Annotated in this window: 17 protein-coding genes; all 17 read right to left on the bottom strand. The window is 29.0% G+C overall.

What is annotated here, in order from left to right; all coding sequences use genetic code 11:
• Positions 1–56: 56 nt before the first annotated feature.
• The 17 genes from CDLVIII_RS25265 to CDLVIII_RS25345 all read right to left on the bottom strand — a co-directional run bounded on the left by CDLVIII_RS25265 (position 57) and on the right by CDLVIII_RS25345 (position 20,710).
• Complete coding sequence (locus CDLVIII_RS25265) at positions 57–998, bottom strand: carbohydrate kinase (protein ID WP_009172329.1); 942 nt, start codon at positions 996–998, stop codon at positions 57–59.
• Positions 999–1,032: 34 nt separating this feature from the next.
• On the bottom strand, positions 1,033–2,151 hold the full coding sequence (locus CDLVIII_RS25270; protein WP_009172330.1) for a glycoside hydrolase family 172 protein: 1,119 nt from the start codon (positions 2,149–2,151) through the stop codon (positions 1,033–1,035).
• A gap of 15 nt (positions 2,152–2,166) precedes the next feature.
• A complete protein-coding gene (locus CDLVIII_RS25275) occupies positions 2,167–4,422 on the bottom strand; it encodes a hypothetical protein (protein ID WP_009172331.1) in 2,256 nt (751 codons plus the stop codon).
• A gap of 18 nt (positions 4,423–4,440) precedes the next feature.
• Entirely contained in the window at positions 4,441–5,265 is an 825-nt protein-coding gene (locus CDLVIII_RS25280) for a PTS system mannose/fructose/sorbose family transporter subunit IID (RefSeq protein WP_009172332.1), read from the bottom strand.
• Between the two features lie 19 nt (positions 5,266–5,284).
• Positions 5,285–6,088, bottom strand: coding sequence for a PTS sugar transporter subunit IIC (locus CDLVIII_RS25285; RefSeq protein WP_009172333.1), 804 nt, complete (start codon positions 6,086–6,088; stop codon positions 5,285–5,287).
• A gap of 27 nt (positions 6,089–6,115) precedes the next feature.
• A complete protein-coding gene (locus CDLVIII_RS25290; protein ID WP_009172334.1) occupies positions 6,116–6,601 on the bottom strand; it encodes a PTS sugar transporter subunit IIB in 486 nt (161 codons plus the stop codon).
• 35 nt (positions 6,602–6,636) lie between these two features.
• Entirely contained in the window at positions 6,637–7,053 is a 417-nt protein-coding gene (locus CDLVIII_RS25295) for a PTS fructose transporter subunit IIA (RefSeq protein ID WP_009172335.1), read from the bottom strand.
• Between the two features lie 178 nt (positions 7,054–7,231).
• Positions 7,232–9,856 carry a sigma 54-interacting transcriptional regulator gene (locus CDLVIII_RS25300; RefSeq protein ID WP_009172336.1) on the bottom strand — a complete coding sequence of 875 codons (2,625 nt, stop codon included), beginning with the start codon at positions 9,854–9,856 and terminating at the stop codon, positions 7,232–7,234.
• Between the two features lie 548 nt (positions 9,857–10,404).
• Positions 10,405–10,779 (bottom strand): DUF956 family protein, encoded by a 375-nt coding sequence (locus CDLVIII_RS25305; protein WP_009172337.1) that lies wholly within the window; start codon positions 10,777–10,779, stop codon positions 10,405–10,407.
• A gap of 153 nt (positions 10,780–10,932) precedes the next feature.
• Positions 10,933–11,844, bottom strand: a complete 912-nt coding sequence (locus CDLVIII_RS25310; protein WP_009172338.1) for a PTS system mannose/fructose/sorbose family transporter subunit IID — start codon at positions 11,842–11,844, stop codon at positions 10,933–10,935.
• An 18-nt stretch (positions 11,845–11,862) separates the two neighbouring features.
• Positions 11,863–12,669: a PTS mannose/fructose/sorbose transporter subunit IIC gene (locus CDLVIII_RS25315; protein WP_009172339.1), complete on the bottom strand. Its 807-nt coding sequence runs from the start codon at positions 12,667–12,669 to the stop codon at positions 11,863–11,865.
• Between the two features lie 35 nt (positions 12,670–12,704).
• Positions 12,705–13,682 carry a mannose/fructose/sorbose PTS transporter subunit IIA gene (locus tag CDLVIII_RS25320; protein WP_009172340.1) on the bottom strand — a complete coding sequence of 326 codons (978 nt, stop codon included), beginning with the start codon at positions 13,680–13,682 and terminating at the stop codon, positions 12,705–12,707.
• Between the two features lie 680 nt (positions 13,683–14,362).
• On the bottom strand, positions 14,363–15,982 hold the full coding sequence (locus tag CDLVIII_RS25325; protein WP_009172341.1) for an ABC transporter ATP-binding protein: 1,620 nt from the start codon (positions 15,980–15,982) through the stop codon (positions 14,363–14,365).
• Positions 15,983–15,996: 14 nt separating this feature from the next.
• Positions 15,997–16,944 (bottom strand): radical SAM protein, encoded by a 948-nt coding sequence (locus CDLVIII_RS25330; RefSeq protein WP_009172342.1) that lies wholly within the window; start codon positions 16,942–16,944, stop codon positions 15,997–15,999.
• 99 nt (positions 16,945–17,043) lie between these two features.
• The gene (locus CDLVIII_RS25335) at positions 17,044–18,378 is read right to left on the bottom strand and encodes a hypothetical protein (RefSeq protein ID WP_009172343.1); all 1,335 of its coding nucleotides are present in this window, start codon (positions 18,376–18,378) and stop codon (positions 17,044–17,046) included.
• 123 nt (positions 18,379–18,501) lie between these two features.
• The gene (locus tag CDLVIII_RS25340) at positions 18,502–20,007 is read right to left on the bottom strand and encodes a HAMP domain-containing sensor histidine kinase (protein ID WP_009172344.1); all 1,506 of its coding nucleotides are present in this window, start codon (positions 20,005–20,007) and stop codon (positions 18,502–18,504) included.
• A gap of 4 nt (positions 20,008–20,011) precedes the next feature.
• Positions 20,012–20,710, bottom strand: coding sequence for a response regulator transcription factor (locus CDLVIII_RS25345; RefSeq protein WP_009172345.1), 699 nt, complete (start codon positions 20,708–20,710; stop codon positions 20,012–20,014).
• Positions 20,711–20,776: the final 66 nt, after the last annotated feature.

Genomic DNA, 20,776 nt, shown 5'->3' on the forward strand with positions numbered 1-20,776 from the left:
AAACAGCGGGTGGCTTTTATTATGTTCTCTAATACTCCTTTAGTAGTAAAAGACATTTATAAATTGTTATCTTTTATATAGTTATTGACTTCTGTCCAATCAGGTATAGATTCAAACCCTCCAACTCGTGTTGTAGTAATAGCTCCAACTAAATTTGCTAATTTTATAACTTCTTCTATATTCTTTTTATCATTTAATATCTGAGCAATTACTGCTCCTATAAAAGCATCTCCAGCTCCTGTTGAGTCTACCATCTTTACTTCATGTGATGGTATTATAATTCTTTTTTCATTATTTATCAGCATTGCACCTCTCCTACCTAAAGTAATAATTAAGTTTTTACACCCTAATTTATATATATAATCTGCTGCATTCTCAATATCTTTTTTTTCACTAATCAAATAAGCTTCTTCTTCGCTTAACTTTACTATATCACTATCTTTTATAAAGTCTAAACATCCTTTTATAAACTTAGGTTTATTATTTTTGAATAAATCTTCTCTGTAATTTGCATCAAAAGAAATGATTTTATTGTTATCTAATGCATATCGTTTCAATTTATAGTAACTATCTTCTAGATATCCTCCCAAAAAAGCCGTAGCACTCCCAAAATGATATAAATCAAAATCGATTAATTCGTCTTTTATTAATTCATAATTTAGAAATTCGTCGGCACCTCGTATAAACTCGAAATCTCTTTCTCCCTCCTCGGTTAGTGATACAAACGCAACAGTAGTTTTTTTATTTTTTAATTTATACATAAATTCCGAATTTATATTGTTACATATAAATTTATCCTTTAAAAAATCTCCAAACGAATCATCACCAACAGATCCTAAAAAGTATGCTTTTCCTCCTAATTTTGATATAGCGGCAGACACATTAGCTGGTGCTCCACCAGGCTTTTTTACAAACTCTTCTACTAACTTTAAATTTTTTCTTGCATTGATTGGTATAAAATCTATTAATGCTTCACCCATACAAACTACACTCTTCATAATTAATTTCCTCCCCATTATTAAAGTTCAATATTTATCTAGGAATTCTATCTCTTCTACCTTGAAACTTTCTAAAAATGCCTTCTGGAGAATCTTGATACCAATATGCAACACTGGCAATATCATCTTGACGTTCAAATAATTCCAAATCATCATTTCCTATTTGTTGAAGTTGAACTTTTATATCTTCAAAAAATATAATTGGATCTAGAATATGCCATCTATATAATCCATGTCTAGGTAGTGAATCGTCTCCAAAAGCATGAACTGCATTTAATTTTCCGGTTTCAAATCTGTCTCTTGAAGGATCCCTGTGAGACTGATATGGATACCCTAAAAATAAAGTCGAATAGTTTTTGGCAGATGGTCTTCCCATTTTATCTAGTTGATGAAATGCCCATGCTCCTCCAAAATAATCTTCTGATCCAGTAGATGATATTGTTGGATATTGCTCGTCTCCATCTATATAAAATTTAAATTCTCCCTCTCCCCACCAATATCTTTCTAATGCTGTAAGAGCTATATATGTTCCTACATAACATCCTTTACCTTTTATTTTTTCAAGTATAGTATAATCTTCCTGCAATCTAGTAATTTTTTCTCTATTCCATACTGCATGGAAATACAAAGAATCATTATCAATCTCGTCAACCAACGAATAATTTATTGTATAAAAAAAAGCTGTTATATCTTTTGGATGTTGATTTATTATAGTAACTTTAGCTCTTTTTTTAAATGGCATTCTAAAATAAGAGTTAAATCCTCCATTAGGACATACTACGATAGGAAGAGAAGCTATATCACATCTTTCACCGAATCCGTTACAAAAAAAATCTCCAATAGGCGCTTCAACTGCAGGCACTTTACATCCATCCCAATATATTCTAAGCACTACATCTCTTAATACAAATGCTCCTTTTTCAGTTCTATCTCTAATAGTCATCCACATATGCTTTATTATTCCTGGACCTTCTATATCAGCTATTACGGTTTCTTCATTCATCGGAAGCTTTATGTTAGATTTTCCCTTTCTGCCTTTTCCAAGACAGCTATCAGCCATACAAGCTCTTCCCTTTTCTCCTGTTGGATTTTCAGGAGTTATGGCTCTAGACCTCTCATTATTAAATATAGTTATGTTATCTAATAAATTCATATAATTTCACCTCTTCTATTTTAATATTATTTCAATTTCTTCATAAGGTAATAATTCTTTCTTTACTAATACAGTTTCATTATTCAAAAACTTTCCTCTTGAATAATTTAGTTTTTCACCAGTTTTACATATAGTTGGAAGTCCGCTTCCTATTATTTCTGCTTCTAAAGTAATACTGTAATTATTATTGTTGGTTACTGATATCTCTGTTGAATTATTATCTATACAATATTTTAAATGAAAGCTGCTGTATCCAAATTTAGCATTTTCCCAGTGAAAATTGCTTGAAGGTGAAAATGGTCTAAATAATAAAGTTTTAGTTGGTGCATCATAGTTAACTCCTAAAAACTGTGTTATGAAAATAGTGGAAAAAACTCCAGATCCCCATGAACACTTTCCACATTCGTTCATTCTCTCCACATTTCCTGTCTTACTATTTAACTTATACGGCCACCACCACCAAGATCCATCTAAATCTATTAATCTCTTAAGTTCAGTCATATATCCATTGTTACCGCTCATACTATCATGATTTACAGAAGCACATAAAAATGTAATATACCCTGGAAATGTAGCTCCAGATTTATTTCCCCATTTAATACCTCTGCTTAAGCAAGAATATGTTGGATTATTATCACTAGCAGAAAATTTCTCATAATTTCTTAATATTTCATCATCATATTTTTTATACCCATAATAAGGAATTAAAGTAGTATCTGATTCTTCTCCATCATGCATTAATAAATTTATATTCTCTCCATCATTTACGTCATATAAGAAATCAATTCCTTCATCCCAAAATTCCTTTTTATATTTTTCTACAGGATACTTAAGCTTGTTAATACCACTTAAAGCTCCTATTCCTTCAACATATTGCTTGCCATACACTCCACTATAGGTCATATATTTTTCAATATCTTCTTTTAACTTATCTGCATATTTATTGTATTTTTTACTTAAAGTGAATTCATTAAAAACATCCATACATATTCTAGAAAATGATTTAAGTACTTTCCACACAAATACATTAGAACCCGTATGATATTCTCCTAATGAAAAAGCATCAGATATCCATATTGACGGTAGTAGATTTATGTTATCATTAGTTTTCAAATTTAATGTTTCATCTAATATATATATAAATTTATAAAATAAATCTTTATTTCTCAAAAAGAAATCTTTATCATCTGTTGACTCGTAATACAATCCTGCCATCATAATTGAACTTAATGAATTAGTAATTGAGTGCTTTATTCCACCTTCATATTTACTTCCTTTAGGTCTTATACCATACTTTGAAAACCACAGTATCCCTTTTTTATAAAATTCAGGCTCTAAAATTGAAAATGGTAACATCGAGTAATACATATCTTTATTCCATATTCTTTTTAATACTGGATATGTTCCCCAATTTGAGCCTATTATGTGATCTTTATCATTCATACCAATAGCACATAACGATTGTATGACGGCTCTTTCATAAATCAGTTGAGTTAATTTATCTTTATCCATAATAAGGTTTCCAGTTAACCCTTTAAAATAATCATAGGTCTCATTTATCCAATGCAATGCCCCTTTTTCCCTCACTAATTTAAAATCTTCATAATTTCCTGGAAGATAAAAAACAACTGGAAGCCAAACACCATCCTTGGCTTTTATTTTATAGCTATAAGATTTCGAATATCCTTTATTATTGGCTATATCTATTGAAACATACCTTACATCTGAATATTTCTTATTATATCTTTTAGGCATTATAATCTCGACATTCATTTCTCTATCTGAAATATTTTCAAAATATAATCCATATATTATCAAACTCAACCTTTTTCCTGATTTAGATATAGGAGCAACAGACAGTACTGTTGCTCTATAATTTTTATTAATATGAACTACCCTTGGAAATAAATTATCCACAAGATCAGATTCTACATAGACATTATTTTTATTAAGTTTTATGACTTTATCTTCTACTTTTACCTCAAAATAAAAATTATTACTCTGGGTAAAATCTTTTGCAACCCATACTCCAGGAATATCGTCACAATAATAGCAGCCATGATAAAATGACAAGCTCTTAATAGTTCCAAACTCGTCAATATTTGCAATTGACTTATTATTTGAAACATCATACGAAAAACTTTCATCTGGTAGTTTTTTTGAATAATAACTTTCTTCTAAGTCACTAAAATATACTCCATCTTTTATACAAATATTAAAATATTCATTTTTATTTTTATATATAATATTTTTAATACTACTATATTGCATAATAATCTCCTGTTTAAATTAACAAATTCCTGCTAATGATAAGATTAAGCCTAAAATTATTATAAATAGTATTATTTTTATTACACTTACTTTTTTATCTAATAATTTAAAGCATCCAAATACGATTAACAATGGCACAATGCCAACAAAAATACTATCTAATATCTGTTGTACATTCATTATAGATTGACCATTCAAACTAAATTTTAAAATAGTCTTAAAGATAACCATCTGGCTTGTCATTGCCCCTACCATTATAATTCCAACAATGCTTGCAGCTTTTGAAAGAATATTTAACAAACCGCCTTTATATAATTGTTCTATATATTTAGCTCCTAAAGAATATCCAATAAACGCTCCATAATATCTCATTAAATAATTTGGTATATTAAATGCTAATAAAAATATAATTGGCGCTAATATATTTCCGGAATTAGCCAGTCCAATTGCTAATCCAGCAGTTACAACTCTCCATACTCCCCAAAACAATGAATCCCCTATTCCTGCTAGAGGTCCCATTAAACTTAACTTAATTGAATTTATAGAACTTTCTTCAAAATCACCCTTTTCACTGTTCTCTTTTTCCATTGATCCAGCTATCCCCATAACAAAGGAACTCATCGGTATAGTTGTACTAAAATAAGTTGTATGTCGTTCTAAAGCTTTACGCCTTTTTTCTTCATCATCTTTATAAAACTCGTTAATAAATGGCATCATTGAGTAGCAAAATCCTGCTCCCCCCATAGTTACAGGGTTAACTGAAGTATACATAGTTCCTGATCTCCAAAACATTTTCCTTATAAGCTTTTTTTCTTCTTTTGACAAATTTTTAGTCAATTTCATCTATACTCCTCCTTTTTATCTAATTAAAAAATTCTTCCTCTTCATCTATTACTTCCGTATTATGACCAACATTACTTATTGCTAACTTACTTTTATTCACTTGCATATCTCTTTGTGCATTTACAAGTGCTATTATTGCAGCAATAACAGCAACTGCTATTAATGGTAATTTTAAATACGCTATACAGACTACTCCTACAAAGAAAAATATTCCAACCTCTTTTGACCATAACATTTTAAGCAACATTGCCATTCCTACTGCTGGTAATAAATTTCCTGCTACTGATAATCCGTTCATTATTACTCCTGGTATGTTTTTCAAAATGCTTTCTACTACAGCAGATCCAAATAACATTGCAGAAAATGGTATTAATGCATATAGCCCATAATGTAGAAACCATAATCCATAATGTAATCTTGTTATTTCTTTATCCTTTCCTTCTTTAGCAAGTTGTACAAATTTTGGTGCAATAGGTCCACATACAAATGAAAAAATCATATTCATTAATTGCAAACCTAGTATTGCTATTGGATAAGCTAAAGGAATCGCTGCATCTGCATTGCTTCCCATTTTTATAGCAAATGCTGCTGCTAAACCTGCTGCTAAAGAAGGTTCTGCTGAACTTGAAATTCCTACATTTACTACTCCCATAAAAATTGTTTCCAAAGATGCTCCTATTATCAATCCTGTTTGAAAATCTCCAAGTAAAAGTCCTACTAGCGGAGCTACAACTATTGGTCTGCTAAGCATGGCCATACCTAATAATTCATGTCCTGCAACACCAACAAAAACTGATAGTGCTACTACAAAAGCTTCATACATATCACTTTACCTCTTTTCTATATATTTTTATTTATTTTTCATTATATTTCTGGCTAGATGTTTCTCCATAGCAGGAGTTGCCTGAAATATTGTTTCTGGATATAACTCAACCAGTTCTTTCATTGCTTTTATCTCTTCTACAGTTAATGAAACTTCTTTGGTGATTACAGTCTTTTCTTCTGAAATCATCTTACCTACATTTCCAACATTAACAAATTCTATATCACTAAACTCTTCCGCTATACTAACAGCATCTTTAACAGTTTTGGTTAATACCATCAGCCTCATGTTTTTTCCTTTTGGATTTCTTAATAATTCTTTTGCATTCTCAACAGTTTTAATAATACACTTTATTCCAGATGGTACAGCCATTTTTAAAGTCATTTTTTGTATATCATTGTTAGCAGTTTCATCATTAGCGACGATTATTCCATCAATCTGTAATGATTTACTCCAAGTCATCGCTACTTGTCCATGTATTAATCTTTCATCAATTCTTAGTGATACTATCATACCTATCTCTCCTCACATAATTGTTTCTTGTACGTCTAACAAAAAAAGTCATTTTTTTCATCTTCATCATTTGCTTTAATTTCTACCAATTTCATTTCATTACGATTTGCTGCTATTAATTCATTTATTTTATCTTTAGTTAAATTTCCTGTATACAAAAAAGTTTCTATAACCATTGATAAATTAAAACCTGCTACTATAAAAACATTCTTATCTTTACTAAATCCTGTAACTTTTTGATTAACACTCCCTCCGTATAAATCTGTAAATATAACAACCTCATCTTCAATACTTATAGTTTCAAAAAACTCTTTTAACTTTTCATCTACATTATCATCACTAACGTAAGCATTTATAGTTGTGATATTATCATGAATCCCAGTTAGAATTTCCAAACTACTTTTTATACCATTTGCATAATACCCATGTGTTGCCACTAAAATCTTTCTCATGTATAATCTCCTTTCAATATTCTATAAATATCTTTAGCAATTTCCATGCCAATTAAGTGAAATTTTTTTAAAGTATGTGTAATCCTTTAAAATTCAATAGATTTTATTTATGGCGTATAAAAAAAATCGAAGTGTCCAATAAATTAGACACTTCGCAAATTACTTTTATTCAGATCTGTTATATATATTGTTTACATATTTCATACAATAAAGATATTTCATAATTATCTAATATAATATTAAATTTCATCTCGATGTGTTGGAAGAAACTTTTTGTTAATATAAAGAATTCTTCTTCTTTTTCATCTAAATCTCCCAATTCATATTCTATAGAATCTCTATTTGATAATAATATTCTTTCTATCATAAGAGAAATATGCATATATAAATTCAACTTAAACTTTCCATCAAAATTAATATTATAATAATCACTATATTTTACTACTACCTTTTCAACCTCTTTAATAACAACATTAGAATTCAAAAGAGTTAACTTTTCAGCAACACCTTCTTTTGAGAAAAACTTCAATAATTCTTCCATCATCTCATCAAAATCATTTTTATTTATATATGGTGTTAAATTCCTATACAATTTTTTCATACCACTCACATCTAATATATCGTATATATTTATACTTGGTATCAATATTGACTTTGGTAAATCAATCGTTGATATTATAAGCTTTGTATTACTTATCTTCTTTATAGATCCATCCTTAACAGTTTGTTTTATCTCCCTATACTCAACAACTAAAATATCTAACTCATCTGATTTTAGATATCTTTTCATTATACACTTAATTTGTTCTGAGACTCCTATCCCAGACATACAAGAAATGATAATATTTTTATTTTGTGAAAATCCCTCAAAATATTGCGTTGATATTTTATAATTCTCATCTGCTTTTTGAGCTATATCTTTAAACATAATATTTTGAATCATTTTATTTCCTATATCTAATGCTATTGATGTTGTTAGGTTATTAATAATTAATAATTCCCCTTCAATTTCATTTTTTATAGAACTATACATTTTACTTAAGGAACCTGTATCAACTAATAGTATTAATCCTTTAGACGTATCTTGATTTTTTATGAATTTTTTTGTTTCATTAACTATTTCTGACACTGTAGTTTCTATAGGCATATCAATAGCCTCAAAAATATAATTTTCATATATTTTATTAGCCACTGATTGAATACTACTTGCTGTACTTTTACCATGAGCCAGCAACAGACCCTTTAATGTAATCTTTTCATTTATATAATCACTCAATAAAATACATAATATTATTTTAAAAATCTTATTACTAAAATTCATCTTATCTTCACTTAACTCTAAAAATCTATTAGATATATAGAGGGCTCTATGAAAATGCTTGTTTAATATTGAATATACTTCCTCCTCTCCTTCAATATTAATATAAATATTTTTTTGCAAATATACATATATACTAAATACATCATTCGTAATTATTTTACTATTCACTAATCCATACTTATCAATTATTATTTTGTCCCATAATGATATGAACTTATTTCTAATATATTCAATATCAGATGAATACGTATATTCATTATTTATAATTAATTTACTCAGCTTATGCAAATTAATTCTAATTTTCTCAATTTCATTCACATTATTTTCAGAACTTATAATTTTTTGAAAAATATTTATAAAGAAGTATTTTAAATCTTCATCAATTATATTATTTATAAAATATGGTTTGTCCCAGTATATTTCAATATCACCATATTTAGATTCTTCTTCTTCGCTAATTTTAATTCCAAATTCTAATGACTCAACATTTATAATTATCTTATCTTGTTTTTCTTGTCTTCTATACTCTTCAGCGCAACTTAACTTTGCTATATTTTTTATTTTTCCCATATTTCCTTCAAAATTTTCTGATATAATTTTAGAAATAACGTTTCCTCTCAATATTAAGTTCTTTTTTATCCTTATTGCTTCATCATGGTAAGCGCTTATAATCAATTGAACTTTCTCTATTAAAGGTCTCTCTTTAAAACTACTTATATTTAAACTTACTTGAATTCTTCTTTTTAAAGTATCTAATAGCACATCATCCGGATTTTCTGTAGTTGCAAAAATAAATCTAACTTTCGAGGTCCTCCATACCTTATTCTCTCCTACAGGTTTATACTTTCCTGAATCTATAAATAAAAATAGCTTTTCTTGATTCTCACTAGATAATCTATGTACCTCATCTAAAAATAAGAATCCTCCATTTGCTGCTTGTATTATTCCATCTTTATTTTCGTTTGCTCCAGTAAATGCTCCTTTTTTATGTCCAAATAAAATCGATGACAATAATTCTGGATTATTTGCATAATCTGCACAATTTAATATAACAAAAGGAGCGTCATCAGGTATTATGCCTTCTTCTTTCGAATATTTATATATAAGATTAGCTAAAAAACTCTTACCTACTCCACTCTTGCCTGTTAAAAGTATACTCAATCCATTTGGTGGGTACTTAACTGCTGCTATACAGGACTCTACCATTTTTCTTTGGCTGCCATTATATCCAATAAAGTTTTCAAATACATTTGTTACTTTAATACTTTCTTTTTTATCTTCTATATTTATCTTCCAATATACAGGCTTAGTTTTAATTTTTACTACTTTCTTCTCTTCGCTCAATCTATTTAGATAATGACTAGCAACTTGTCTGCTTATAGATAATTTATCAGCCAATTCTGATGTTGTAACTTTTCCTTTTCCATCTTTATATAAATCTTGTAATAACTTATATACTTTTTCTTGCGCAAACATTTTCATCTCATACTACCTCATAATAAAAAATTATTCTATAGCTATTTATAGCCAAAAGTATCTATAGTATTAATAAACAACTAAATTTTAGGCGGGTCCAATAACGCACCTATAATGCATAAATGTTTCAAATATAATAATCATATTTTTATTTTTGCTCCTTTACAAATTTAATTAAACTAACACTATACGCAGTTCCACCAAATAACACATCTATTCTAAATTAGATTTAATTTGTCATTTTTATATATTTTGATTATATCATAAAACATTTTTTAGACATAAAATAAAAATTATTAATCATAAAAACCTATGAGAATTATGATAGAAAATTTTAGTTTGTATATTATCGAGAAAAATGAACTTGCTACAGAAAAAAGCAAGTTCCTTAATTTTTTTGTTTAATGAAAAAACTAGATTAATATTAATACTAACCTAGTCTTATTTTAAAATTATTCATACGAAGATCTTCACTTATCTAATTAATACTTTCTTGACTACGAGCCAAAATCAAATTGCTTTTTACATAATTTAATTATAATTTCTTTAATACATCAACTTTTCTTAAATACCGATTTCACCGCTCGTTTTACCACATCAAAAAAGCTTAATGAATAAACCATACGCTTTGGATCAACATAATTTCGAACTGCACGAAGTACTTTTTTGGCTTCTTTAGAAGAAAAAGTATACGTACCATTTTTCTTCGTTCGGATTGCATATCGTGGAATCCATTTTCCTTTAAATAATACGGATGCAATTACATAGTCAACCTCTTCCCAAGGAATTTGAATAAATTTACGATAATCACGAGAATTATAGAACTCAAAGCCTTTGTCACCGATCATAATTTTGCCATATTCTGAAAGGCCCGTAAAAGCTGTTGCCTCAATTGTTAGATCCACCTTTGTATTAAGTGACTGAACCATCCGATCTACCTCTTTTCTACTTATACACACATTTATTTTTATTATATATTTTTTGCATGTTTTTATCAATTATTCGAAAGCCTAATAAAAGTAACACCATTAATATGTTAACAAAAGCCCAGGCTAAAAAGCCTAGGCTAAGTAAAAAAATTGTTACATTAATCCGATTAAATGAGCAACAATACCAATTACAAATAATCCAAGGATAATGATAATTGGTGATACTTTCCTCTTAAGCAACCACATACAAATAAGTGTAATTATTAATCCTGCAAGTCCAGGAATTAATGAATCCAAGTTATTTTGTAGTGTTGTAATCTTATGATCAATTAATGACATACCAGATGCTTGTTGCTGTAGAGCTTGTTGAATACCTTGTGCTCCGTCAGGAAGTTTGCTCCAATCAATGAATGCACCATCACTTAACTTAACTGATGATACTACTGGTGCAAATTTAACAGATACCCATCTGTTAACTAACGATCCTAGAATGAACATACCAAGGATTGATGCTCCTTTTGTAATATCTTGTAATACACCACCTGACAAGTCATCAGTAATACGAGAACCTGCTTTGTAACCAAATTCTTGTGTATACCACATGAATCCCATACGAATGATATTCCAAGCTATGAAATAAAGAATTGGTCCAAGTACATTTCCGCTCATAGCAAGAGAAGCAGCTAATGCTCCTAAAATTGGCTTAACTGTAAACCAGAAAACTGGATCTCCAATACCTGCTAAAGGTCCCATCATACCAATTTTAACACCTTGAATAGTTACGTCATCGATTGGTGCACCATTTGCACGTTCTTCTTCCAACGCTAATGTTACACCAATAATTGGTGAAGCTACATATGGGTGAGTGTTAAAGAACTCTAAGTGACGTTCTAGCGCTGCAGCTCTTTCTTCTTTAGTCTTATATAATTTTTTGATTGCAGGAATCATTGTAAATGCCCAACCACCGTTTTGCATTCTTTCATAGTTCCAAGAACCTTGAAGGAAAAATGAACGGAACCAAACAGAAATACGATCTCTTTTTGTTAATTTTAATTCTTTTGCCATTTTCGTCTCTCTCCCTTCTTAGTATCTATCGATAAGATCCCCTAAAGGATCACCAGTATTTGAACTTCCACCATTACCTGAACCACCTTGTTTGCTAAGTGCTAGGTAAAGAAGTGCTAAAGCTATACCTATTGCACCAAGTCCGATAAGTGTAATTTGTGAAACAGTTGCTAATACAAAACCAATTGCAAAGAATGGCCATACTTCTTTTGTAGCCATCATATTGATTACCATTGCATAACCAACAGCTACAACCATTCCACCACCGATTGCTAAACCATCTGTTAACCAAGTAGGCATAGCAGCAAGTAATCCTTGAATTGGACCAGCTCCAATTGCTAAAATCAAAGCTGCTGGAATTGCAATACGTATACCTTGTAAACAAATACCAGCGATTTGCCAAAATTCAATAGCTCCAATATTTCCTTCTTTAGCAGCGGCGTCCATAAAGTGTACAAACGCTGTAGTTATTGTACGACAAATAATTGTTAATAATAGTCCTGCAACTGCTAGAGGAACAGCAATAGCGATTGCTGAAGCAACTCCTGCTTGACCTTGACCTCCAAGAACTAAAATAATTGCGGATGCAACAGATGCGAGCGCTGCATCTGGTGCTACGGCTGCACCGATATTTGCCCAACCTAAGGCAATCATTTGAAGAGTACCGCCTAAGATTAAACATGGTACTAAATTACCTGTAACTAAGCCAATTAATGTACAAGCAATTACTGGCTGATGGAAATGGAATTCATCTAAGATACCTTCTACACCAGCTAGAAATGCTACAATGATGACTAATATAATTTGAACTATATTTAAAGTCATGATTATTAATCCTCCTTTTTCTCTAAATAATTAGATTATTTTAATTTGTTTAATTCCTCTTGTGCCTTTTTAAGTATTTCGTCCATATTTGCTTTTGAATCATTTGGTACTTTACGCACATCAAAAGTAAGTCCAGCTTTTTTAAGCTTATTAAATATATCGATATCTTCTTGATTGAATGCAAGCACTTTGCTTGGTTGTACCTTACCTATAGAGTGAGCCATTGAACCAACATTGATTGTTTTTAGTGGTATTCCGCCTTCTACAGCTCTAAGTACATCTTTTGGATTTTCAAAAAGAAGCATTGCACGTTGCCCTCCAAAATGCTTATCATCTTTTGCAAGTTTAATCATGTGATCAACTGGAACAACATGAGCCTTAACCCCTGGAGGAGATGCTTGTGTGATTAAATTCTTACGAAGCTCATCTCTAGATACATCATCTGACACGACAATAATTCGTGTAGGATTTACAGTTTTTGTCCAAGCAGTTGCTACTTGCCCATGAAGTAAACGAGAATCAATACGAGCTAAAACATATTCGAATGATCCAGGTGCACCTGCATTAGACTGCCCTGCTCCCGCTTCTGCAGATTTACCAGTAACTACTGGTTCCAAGCTTTCTGGCTTAACTTTAACTCCTTCTCTACCTGCATTTAAGATATAAGCTGCAATTTCATGTGCAGATTCCATTGAAAGACGTGCACCATAAGCTTCAATAAGCATTGGTAAATTCATACCAGCTACGATTGCCCACTTATCTTTGTGTTCTTCAAATAAAGTATTCGCTTGGTTGAATGGTGTACCACCCCAAAGATCAACTAAGATTAAAACCTCATCTTGGTTGTCAAAGGATGCAATTGCGTCTTTCACTTTTGCTCTAAGATCATCAGGTCCTTCGCTAGGCATAAGCGTAACAGCTTTTACGTTTTCTTGTTCTCCAAAAATCATCTTACCAGATTGCAAGATACCGTTAGCAAATTCTCCGTGACTAGCAAGAATAATTCCTACCATTTCTATACCTCCTATTTTTTATTTGTTACAAAAACAAAAGGCCTAAGCATTTGGAAATAAAACAAAATACATATATCCGGATTTCGTCACACTATTTGTACATTAAATTAAATCATAAAAATATGATAATACCCTATAAAAACTGTACAAAAATATGTGATATAACGAACAAATATTACATCATTTTACTTCTCTATGCTTATGCCTGATCGAATCAGTAACATGCTAGATATTATTATTTTATTATAGTCTACTTAGGGCTCTTCACTAGCGCCCCTCCTTGACTACGTTTTCATGATAACACTTTTTTCTTCATTATGCAATATATTTTTTAAATTTTTTTAGGCATTTTAATAGAATATTTTTTATAATAGAATCTTTCATTCTAATAAAAACGTAGGTATTAATGATATTTTATGAGACTTACAAGAAATATAATCTCATAAACAAATATTTGAGCTAAATAAAAATATTTGTATGTTTAATGATTAGGCGAAGCGGTTCCTTTGAAACTTATTATCAGTTACCATCCTTTTATTGATTAATGTAAGTAATTCATATTATAAATACTCTATCTAGCACTTGAAGCTGTTTTGCAGAGCATCAACTTTACAAATTATATGCTAAGTATCCACCTCTATTTTTGTTCTTTGACCGATTTTCTTGACTTTGAACACATATTATTTATTCCCCAATTGAATCTTTTTATCTAAATATTGAAATAGATCTTCATCATGTGATATTACAATTAAGATCTCGCTATGCTCTTTTGCAATATAATTAATAATATCTTTTTTCGCTTTACTATCTAAAAATGTCGTTGGCTCATCTAATATGATAACACTTGGCTTTCTTACTAATGTTCTTACAAGAGATATCATTTTTTTCTGTCCACCAGATAAATTTTTTCCTCCTTCTAAAATTGGTAGAGATAGCAAATCATCATAAGATTTAATATTCAAATTATCTAGCAACCCAGTTTTTTCAATAGCTTCTTTGATATCATAATCTGTGATGTCATCATTTCCGCATGCAATGTTATCATATAAAGATCCATTAAATAAAAATGTATCCTGAAATACTATTGCTATCTGCTTTCTAATACTCTCTATTGAATATCTCCTATAATCTTGATTATTAAATATTATAAGGCCTTGTATATTATCATAAAATCTCAATAATAATTTTGTTATTGTTGTTTTCCCGCTACCATTAGGTCCGCAAATTAGAAATTTATTTGATTTATTTACCTTAAAACTTAAATTATTAAGTACCTTCTTGTTCTCATAAGAAAAAGATACAGATTTAAATTCGATAGAATCTATTAATTTAAGACTTTCTCCTTCTAAAATATCTTGTTGTTGCACTGAATTAAAGAACTCTAATCTCTTTTTTAATATACTGGCTGGTTGATACAGTGTATATATCATTGAAGCTAATTGTGCTGGTGTTAAAGCCAATGAAGTATATTGGGTAATTTCTAGATATTGCCCCAAAGATACTTTTTCATTACTAAATAATACTGTAAAAATTATAGTAATACTAACTGTAACCAACACATTGATCAAGGTTAACATCTCACTATTTATTGAAAAAAAAGTATTTTGACGTCTTTCCTTTAAATATATTTCTTTATTTATATTATTGATTTGATTTAATTTAAGAGATGAAAGATTAAAACCTTTAACTTCATTAATTCCAGATATACTTTCGAGCATAACTTGATTTGATTTTGTTTGGAGATTGATTAATTCTATTGTTTCAGCTTTATATTTTTTTGAAAATCTATAAGATGCGACCGCAATTATTGGGAATGCCAGTATATATATAATTACAAAAGATAGACTAATACGAATTGACATTATTATAGCAAATATTGATGATATTATAGATACAATAATATTGGTTAATTGTGGAGTAAACAATGATGAAATGCTATCCACTTCATTAATTCTTTGAGATAATTCGCCATTGCTAATCTTATCGAAAAAATTTAAAGGTGAGTTAAATACCTTTAATACTACTTTCTTTTTCAGATTTTCTGCCACTGAAATCCCTAAAGATTTTATTGATATATTAATCCACAAATTTGCTAAACTTTTTAGTATATTTAATATGAGTATAAATACTACACATCTATATATTATTGCTACATCATTCTTAAGAAAACCATTATCAATAATCATTCGTGATAATATTGGTAATATATTAAGTGCTAATGAACTAATAATTGCTAATGCTGATAAGCTCAAAATTTTGATCACAATATTTTTTTTATTAGTAATCCAATCTGTATTCACACCAAAACTCCCTTTTACATTATTTTTTTTGCAATGTTGCAAAAAAATTCACTTTTAAGATTTTTTGTAGCAGAATATTCGATAGCTCTACAATCAAAACACTGAATACGATATTTACATTTATTACAAGGTTTTATTTTTGATTTACTTATATACCAATATTCCCTATATGAATTCTGTGATAATATTTTGGGCAATGTGTTAGTGTTCAAATCTCCCAATTCAAAATCTCTAAGATATGGGCAAACATAAACTTTACCATTTGAAGCAATAAATAATTGCCTATATAAACAAGGATTTACATTAGCTAACATCTCGTATGAAATATAATTTACATCTATCATTCTATCATAAGGTGCGTTAATTGCATTAATTGATAACAATTCATCTGTATATAGAATCTTTTCTCCGATGGGAATATTTAAATTACTAATCTTTGAATCTTTATCTCTTCTAGAAGCACTATATCTATTAATTAACATCGTTCCTGAAATAGGTATATTATATTTTTTCATTAATAAAACATTATTAATAACTTTATCAAAAATATTTTCTTGATTTGTTACCATCTTATAATCAATTTTATTATACCCTAAGAAATTTATATTTACTTTGATATTTTTAAATTTGCTTAACTCCTCAATTACATTTTTATCTAAAAAATAACCATTTGTAAATATACTTATGTTTCCACAAAAATTAGCATCATTAGCATAAGTCACTATATCTTTTACAGACACATATAGATTATAAAATGGATCTCCACCTAAAATAATTATTTTTTGTACGCCTAATTTTATAACATCTTCTACAAGCTTCTTATAATTTGATATTAAACAATCATAATTCCATCTTTTACAAAAGCATGATGCTGCAGCAGAAGCATTATCTTTATTACAAAAATAACAATTTAGAGAACATGAAACACTTGTTTCAAAAATAACTTTATTTAAATTGAACAAATAAACTTGCTCCTATGCTATTGAATCTAAAGCAAGTTAACCCGAATCTAATGTAGTGTTACCATTAGTATCAGTTGTAACATAATTCGTAGCTTCATCCTACTTAAATGTAATAATATTGACCTCATTCTTATCTGTAAAAACAAAATTATTTTTTTCTATCTTTTCACTGCCTGAAAAAAATAATATTTTTTTACTATCTCCACTCCATTGGACTGCATTAGAAATTGTTCTTGGAAAATTAATACCTCTATATATGCATATTTTACTTGTTAAGCTGTTTCCGTTTATTTTAGCAGCATATAAATTCCACTGCTTCTTACCATCTTCTAACTCCTTATTAAGGTAAATCACCTTTGTCTTATCTGGTGATACCCAAATTGCTGAACAATATGAACCTTCTGCATCTGTATTTACATGTGGAATCACGTTATAGAATTTCTTACTGTCTACATCATAAATATAGGTTCCATCTTTACCTTCTATCGTAGCATTTAATATTATTTTTTTACCTTCCTCTAATATAGAATAGTCATTTGATGGTATGCCGCTTTCTTTACTATAATCTGAACTCTGTGTATCACGATACGGTAATACTAAAACCTCTTCAATTTTTTGACTACTGCTGTTTATTTTAAATATTCCTGTTCTTTGGTATCTTGAATCATTATTTTTATTTTGTGTACCGATAAAATATATATTTTCTCCATTTTCACTATAAAAACTAGGTATTGTCCCAATCCATAAATTATCACTTTTAACTTTAAGCTTTTTTGAAGATTTCTCTTTAACATTATATAAATCCAAATCACCATCATAATAACTTATTATATAACTTCCGTCCTTTGACCAATTCCCTTTTACATTTCCGATGTCTTCCTTAACGTCACTTGCTTTTTGGTAAACCGTACTTGAATCATTTTTTAAATCGTATATTAAGTAATTGTTATCCTTAATGTAAGTTATCTTATTAACATTGGGTTCTAAATCGGACCATAAACTGCTCACTTCTATACCCAATGGCAATGGCTTTTTTTCTAAAGTTGAAAGCTTTAATCTGTATATATTGCCATAAATATCATCGTTTGCCTCGTCAAAAAGTTTATCATCCTTTTCATTACTTGTATCAAATTCATTAGGATATTTTTTATAAAACTCTTCTTGGCTTAATCCAATACCAACCAAAGCTTCATCATCACCTATAAATCCAAAATTTTCTGAAAAACCTTCTACATTTCCATACGATTGTCTATTTACTATTTCTAAAGGCTTGTCATCTTCTCCTAATGCCGAATTATCTTCATTAACTATTACAATATTATTCGAAAACTTTTCTACTCGTGCACTAATATATCTCTCTATTTCAAAACTTCCTCCTAATATTATAATTGGAATTGCAATTTCTATTATCAATAATATTTTTTTATTTTTCATTATTACATCTGTCCTTTCCTTCATCAAATAAAAATATAACAAAAATAAAATTATATTTTTAATTTACATGCTTATACAAATACAGCTAACTTATAATGAAATAATAAATCTAAAATATTGCTATCATTTAATCAACTTATTGCCAACTTGTAAATACATAGGAAGTTTTATATACACTGTCGTTCCATTATTGTCTTTACTTTCAATATTTATTAAACCTTTATACTTATCTACTATTGCTTTAACTATAGATAATCCAAGTCCATTCCCTTGTATCATGTTTAATGAATCTTTATCTTCTCTGTAAAAAGGTTCAAATATTTTTTCTATTGCCTCTTCGCTTATGCCTTTTCCTTCATCCGCTACAATAATATTGCAGTATCCATCCTCTACGAACATATTTATTCTTACAATAGATTTCACATTTCCATACTTTATAGAATTATCTATTATGTTTATAAGCATTCTCCATACGTCATGCCTCTCTGCTAAAATATATACTTCTTCCTCTAGAGTTTTTTCTATTGTAATCTCATATTTTTTGGCCTTAACACCCATATCCTCGCATATATTTTTTATAACAAGGGACATATCGAGTTTTTCTTTAACTCTCCTCTCTCTTTTTGACTCTAATTTAGACATATTTAAAATATCTGCAATCATTTGATGGAGTTTATTTGATTCCTTTTTTATTTTAGAAGCTGCCTTTTTAATAAGTTTTTTATCAGAGCTTCCCTCATCTAAAATTATCTGAGAATATCCATCAATTATGGTTAATGGGGTTTTCATTTCATGTGTTACATTATCAAAAAACACTTTCCTGTGTCCTTCAATTTTAATTAAATCATCCCTATCCTTTTTTATTGTTTCTATTTGCTCCTTTATTTTATCTTTCATTATATTAAAGCTTTCTCCAAGCTCACCAATTTCATCATTAGAACCTATGAATACATTTGCCTCAAAGTTACCATCGCTAATCTCTTTTGTACTTCTGTTTAGTTTTATAATTGGAATAATTATTTTTGTAGAAAGAAGGAATGAAAATATGAATAATATTAAAAATGTAGAAAACATAAATATTTTTATTTTGAATATCAAATCATTACCAGTTTCAAATAATTCTGTATAATCTTTTTCATATCTCAAAATTCCTAATGTATTTCCCTCCGTAAACAACGGTTCTGAAAAAATAACTTTATAAGTTTTATCTATTTTTAGAATTTTATATGCTGATTTTCCTTTTATAGCTGACTTTAAATCCTCTAAGCCATCATCTATACTGTCACCAATATCTGAATAAATATCTCCTTTTCCATAATCTGTATCCAAAAGCAGCGTGCCATCATTTCTATATAATACAATTCTATTATTAACCTTTAATGATATGGCTGTTCCTATGAAATTTACATGCATATTGAAATCATCCTCATTTGGTTTTATATTATTTATCGCAAGAAACTGCTTGCAATATATATTTAAATCCCTCTGAGAGCTTAAAAGTTCACCTTTTATAATATTTTGATTATTTTTCATCACTATATTGCTTATAAAAAAAGTCATAAAGTTAAAAGCAAAACAAAAGATAACAAGAAGTCCTATTGCAAATTTATATCTAATTGAAAATCTCATTTTTTTATCCTTTCATAGATTGAACCATTTTATATCCAACGCCAAAAATTGTTTCAATAATGGATTCACTACTTTCACTTTCCAACTTTTTTCTAAGCCTTTGAACATGAACATCAACAGTTCTACTATCCCCTTCAAAATCATAACCCCAAATTTTTTCCAATAGTTTTTCTCTAGACATTACTATATTTCTATTTTTAGCAAAGGTTAAAAGGAGATCATATTCTTTAGGCTTTAATTTAATAATATGCCCTCCTTTAAAAACTTCCCTACTATCTTCATTTATTTTTATATCTTCAGAAATTTTGATTATATTTGCATTATTTGTTTCTATGAGGCTATCCATTCTTCTTAAACATGCTTTTACTCTTGCCATTACTTCTCTTATGTCAAAAGGCTTGGTTATATAATCATCAGCCCCTAACTCGAGACCTAATATTTTATCAACAATATCATTTCTAGCTGTAAGCATAATGATTGGTATATTATATTCCTTAGATACTTTTCTGCAAACATCATATCCATTCATATCAGGGAGCATTAAATCCAAAATTATCAAGTCTATTTTTTCACTTGATAATATATTTATTCCATCAATACCATTTTCAGCTTCCTTCACATTAAAGCCTTCTTTTTTTATGTAATGCATTATTATATCTCTTATGTCCTCTTCATCCTCAATAATAAGTATAGTTCTATCCATAGTTATGCCACCTTAATTTAATCATCATTTATAATATTATAATAAACATATTGCCAAACTGTAAAC

The sequence above is a fragment of the Clostridium sp. DL-VIII genome (genome assembly GCF_000230835.1).
In the GTDB taxonomy this organism is placed as follows: Bacteria; Bacillota; Clostridia; order Clostridiales; family Clostridiaceae; genus Clostridium.

Excerpts from the sequence above, each read along its gene's own strand:
- CDLVIII_RS25285 (WP_009172333.1), bottom strand. The coding sequence starts at position 6,088 with ATGTATGAAGCTTTTGTAGTAGCACTATCAGTTTTTGTTGGTGTTGCA.
- CDLVIII_RS25315 (WP_009172339.1), bottom strand. The coding sequence starts at position 12,669 with ATGACTTTAAATATAGTTCAAATTATATTAGTCATCATTGTAGCATTT.
- CDLVIII_RS25345 (WP_009172345.1), bottom strand. The coding sequence starts at position 20,710 with ATGGATAGAACTATACTTATTATTGAGGATGAAGAGGACATAAGAGAT.
- CDLVIII_RS25300 (WP_009172336.1), bottom strand. The coding sequence starts at position 9,856 with ATGAAAATGTTTGCGCAAGAAAAAGTATATAAGTTATTACAAGATTTA.
- CDLVIII_RS25265 (WP_009172329.1), bottom strand. The coding sequence starts at position 998 with ATGAAGAGTGTAGTTTGTATGGGTGAAGCATTAATAGATTTTATACCA.
- CDLVIII_RS25270 (WP_009172330.1), bottom strand. The coding sequence starts at position 2,151 with ATGAATTTATTAGATAACATAACTATATTTAATAATGAGAGGTCTAGA.
- CDLVIII_RS25290 (WP_009172334.1), bottom strand. The coding sequence starts at position 6,601 with ATGATAGTATCACTAAGAATTGATGAAAGATTAATACATGGACAAGTA.
- CDLVIII_RS25320 (WP_009172340.1), bottom strand. The coding sequence starts at position 13,682 with ATGGTAGGAATTATTCTTGCTAGTCACGGAGAATTTGCTAACGGTATC.
- CDLVIII_RS25335 (WP_009172343.1), bottom strand. The coding sequence starts at position 18,378 with ATGAAAAATAAAAAAATATTATTGATAATAGAAATTGCAATTCCAATT.
- CDLVIII_RS25340 (WP_009172344.1), bottom strand. The coding sequence starts at position 20,007 with ATGAGATTTTCAATTAGATATAAATTTGCAATAGGACTTCTTGTTATC.
- CDLVIII_RS25310 (WP_009172338.1), bottom strand. The coding sequence starts at position 11,844 with ATGGCAAAAGAATTAAAATTAACAAAAAGAGATCGTATTTCTGTTTGG.
- CDLVIII_RS25305 (WP_009172337.1), bottom strand. The coding sequence starts at position 10,779 with ATGGTTCAGTCACTTAATACAAAGGTGGATCTAACAATTGAGGCAACA.
- CDLVIII_RS25295 (WP_009172335.1), bottom strand. The coding sequence starts at position 7,053 with ATGAGAAAGATTTTAGTGGCAACACATGGGTATTATGCAAATGGTATA.
- CDLVIII_RS25280 (WP_009172332.1), bottom strand. The coding sequence starts at position 5,265 with ATGAAATTGACTAAAAATTTGTCAAAAGAAGAAAAAAAGCTTATAAGG.
- CDLVIII_RS25275 (WP_009172331.1), bottom strand. The coding sequence starts at position 4,422 with ATGCAATATAGTAGTATTAAAAATATTATATATAAAAATAAAAATGAA.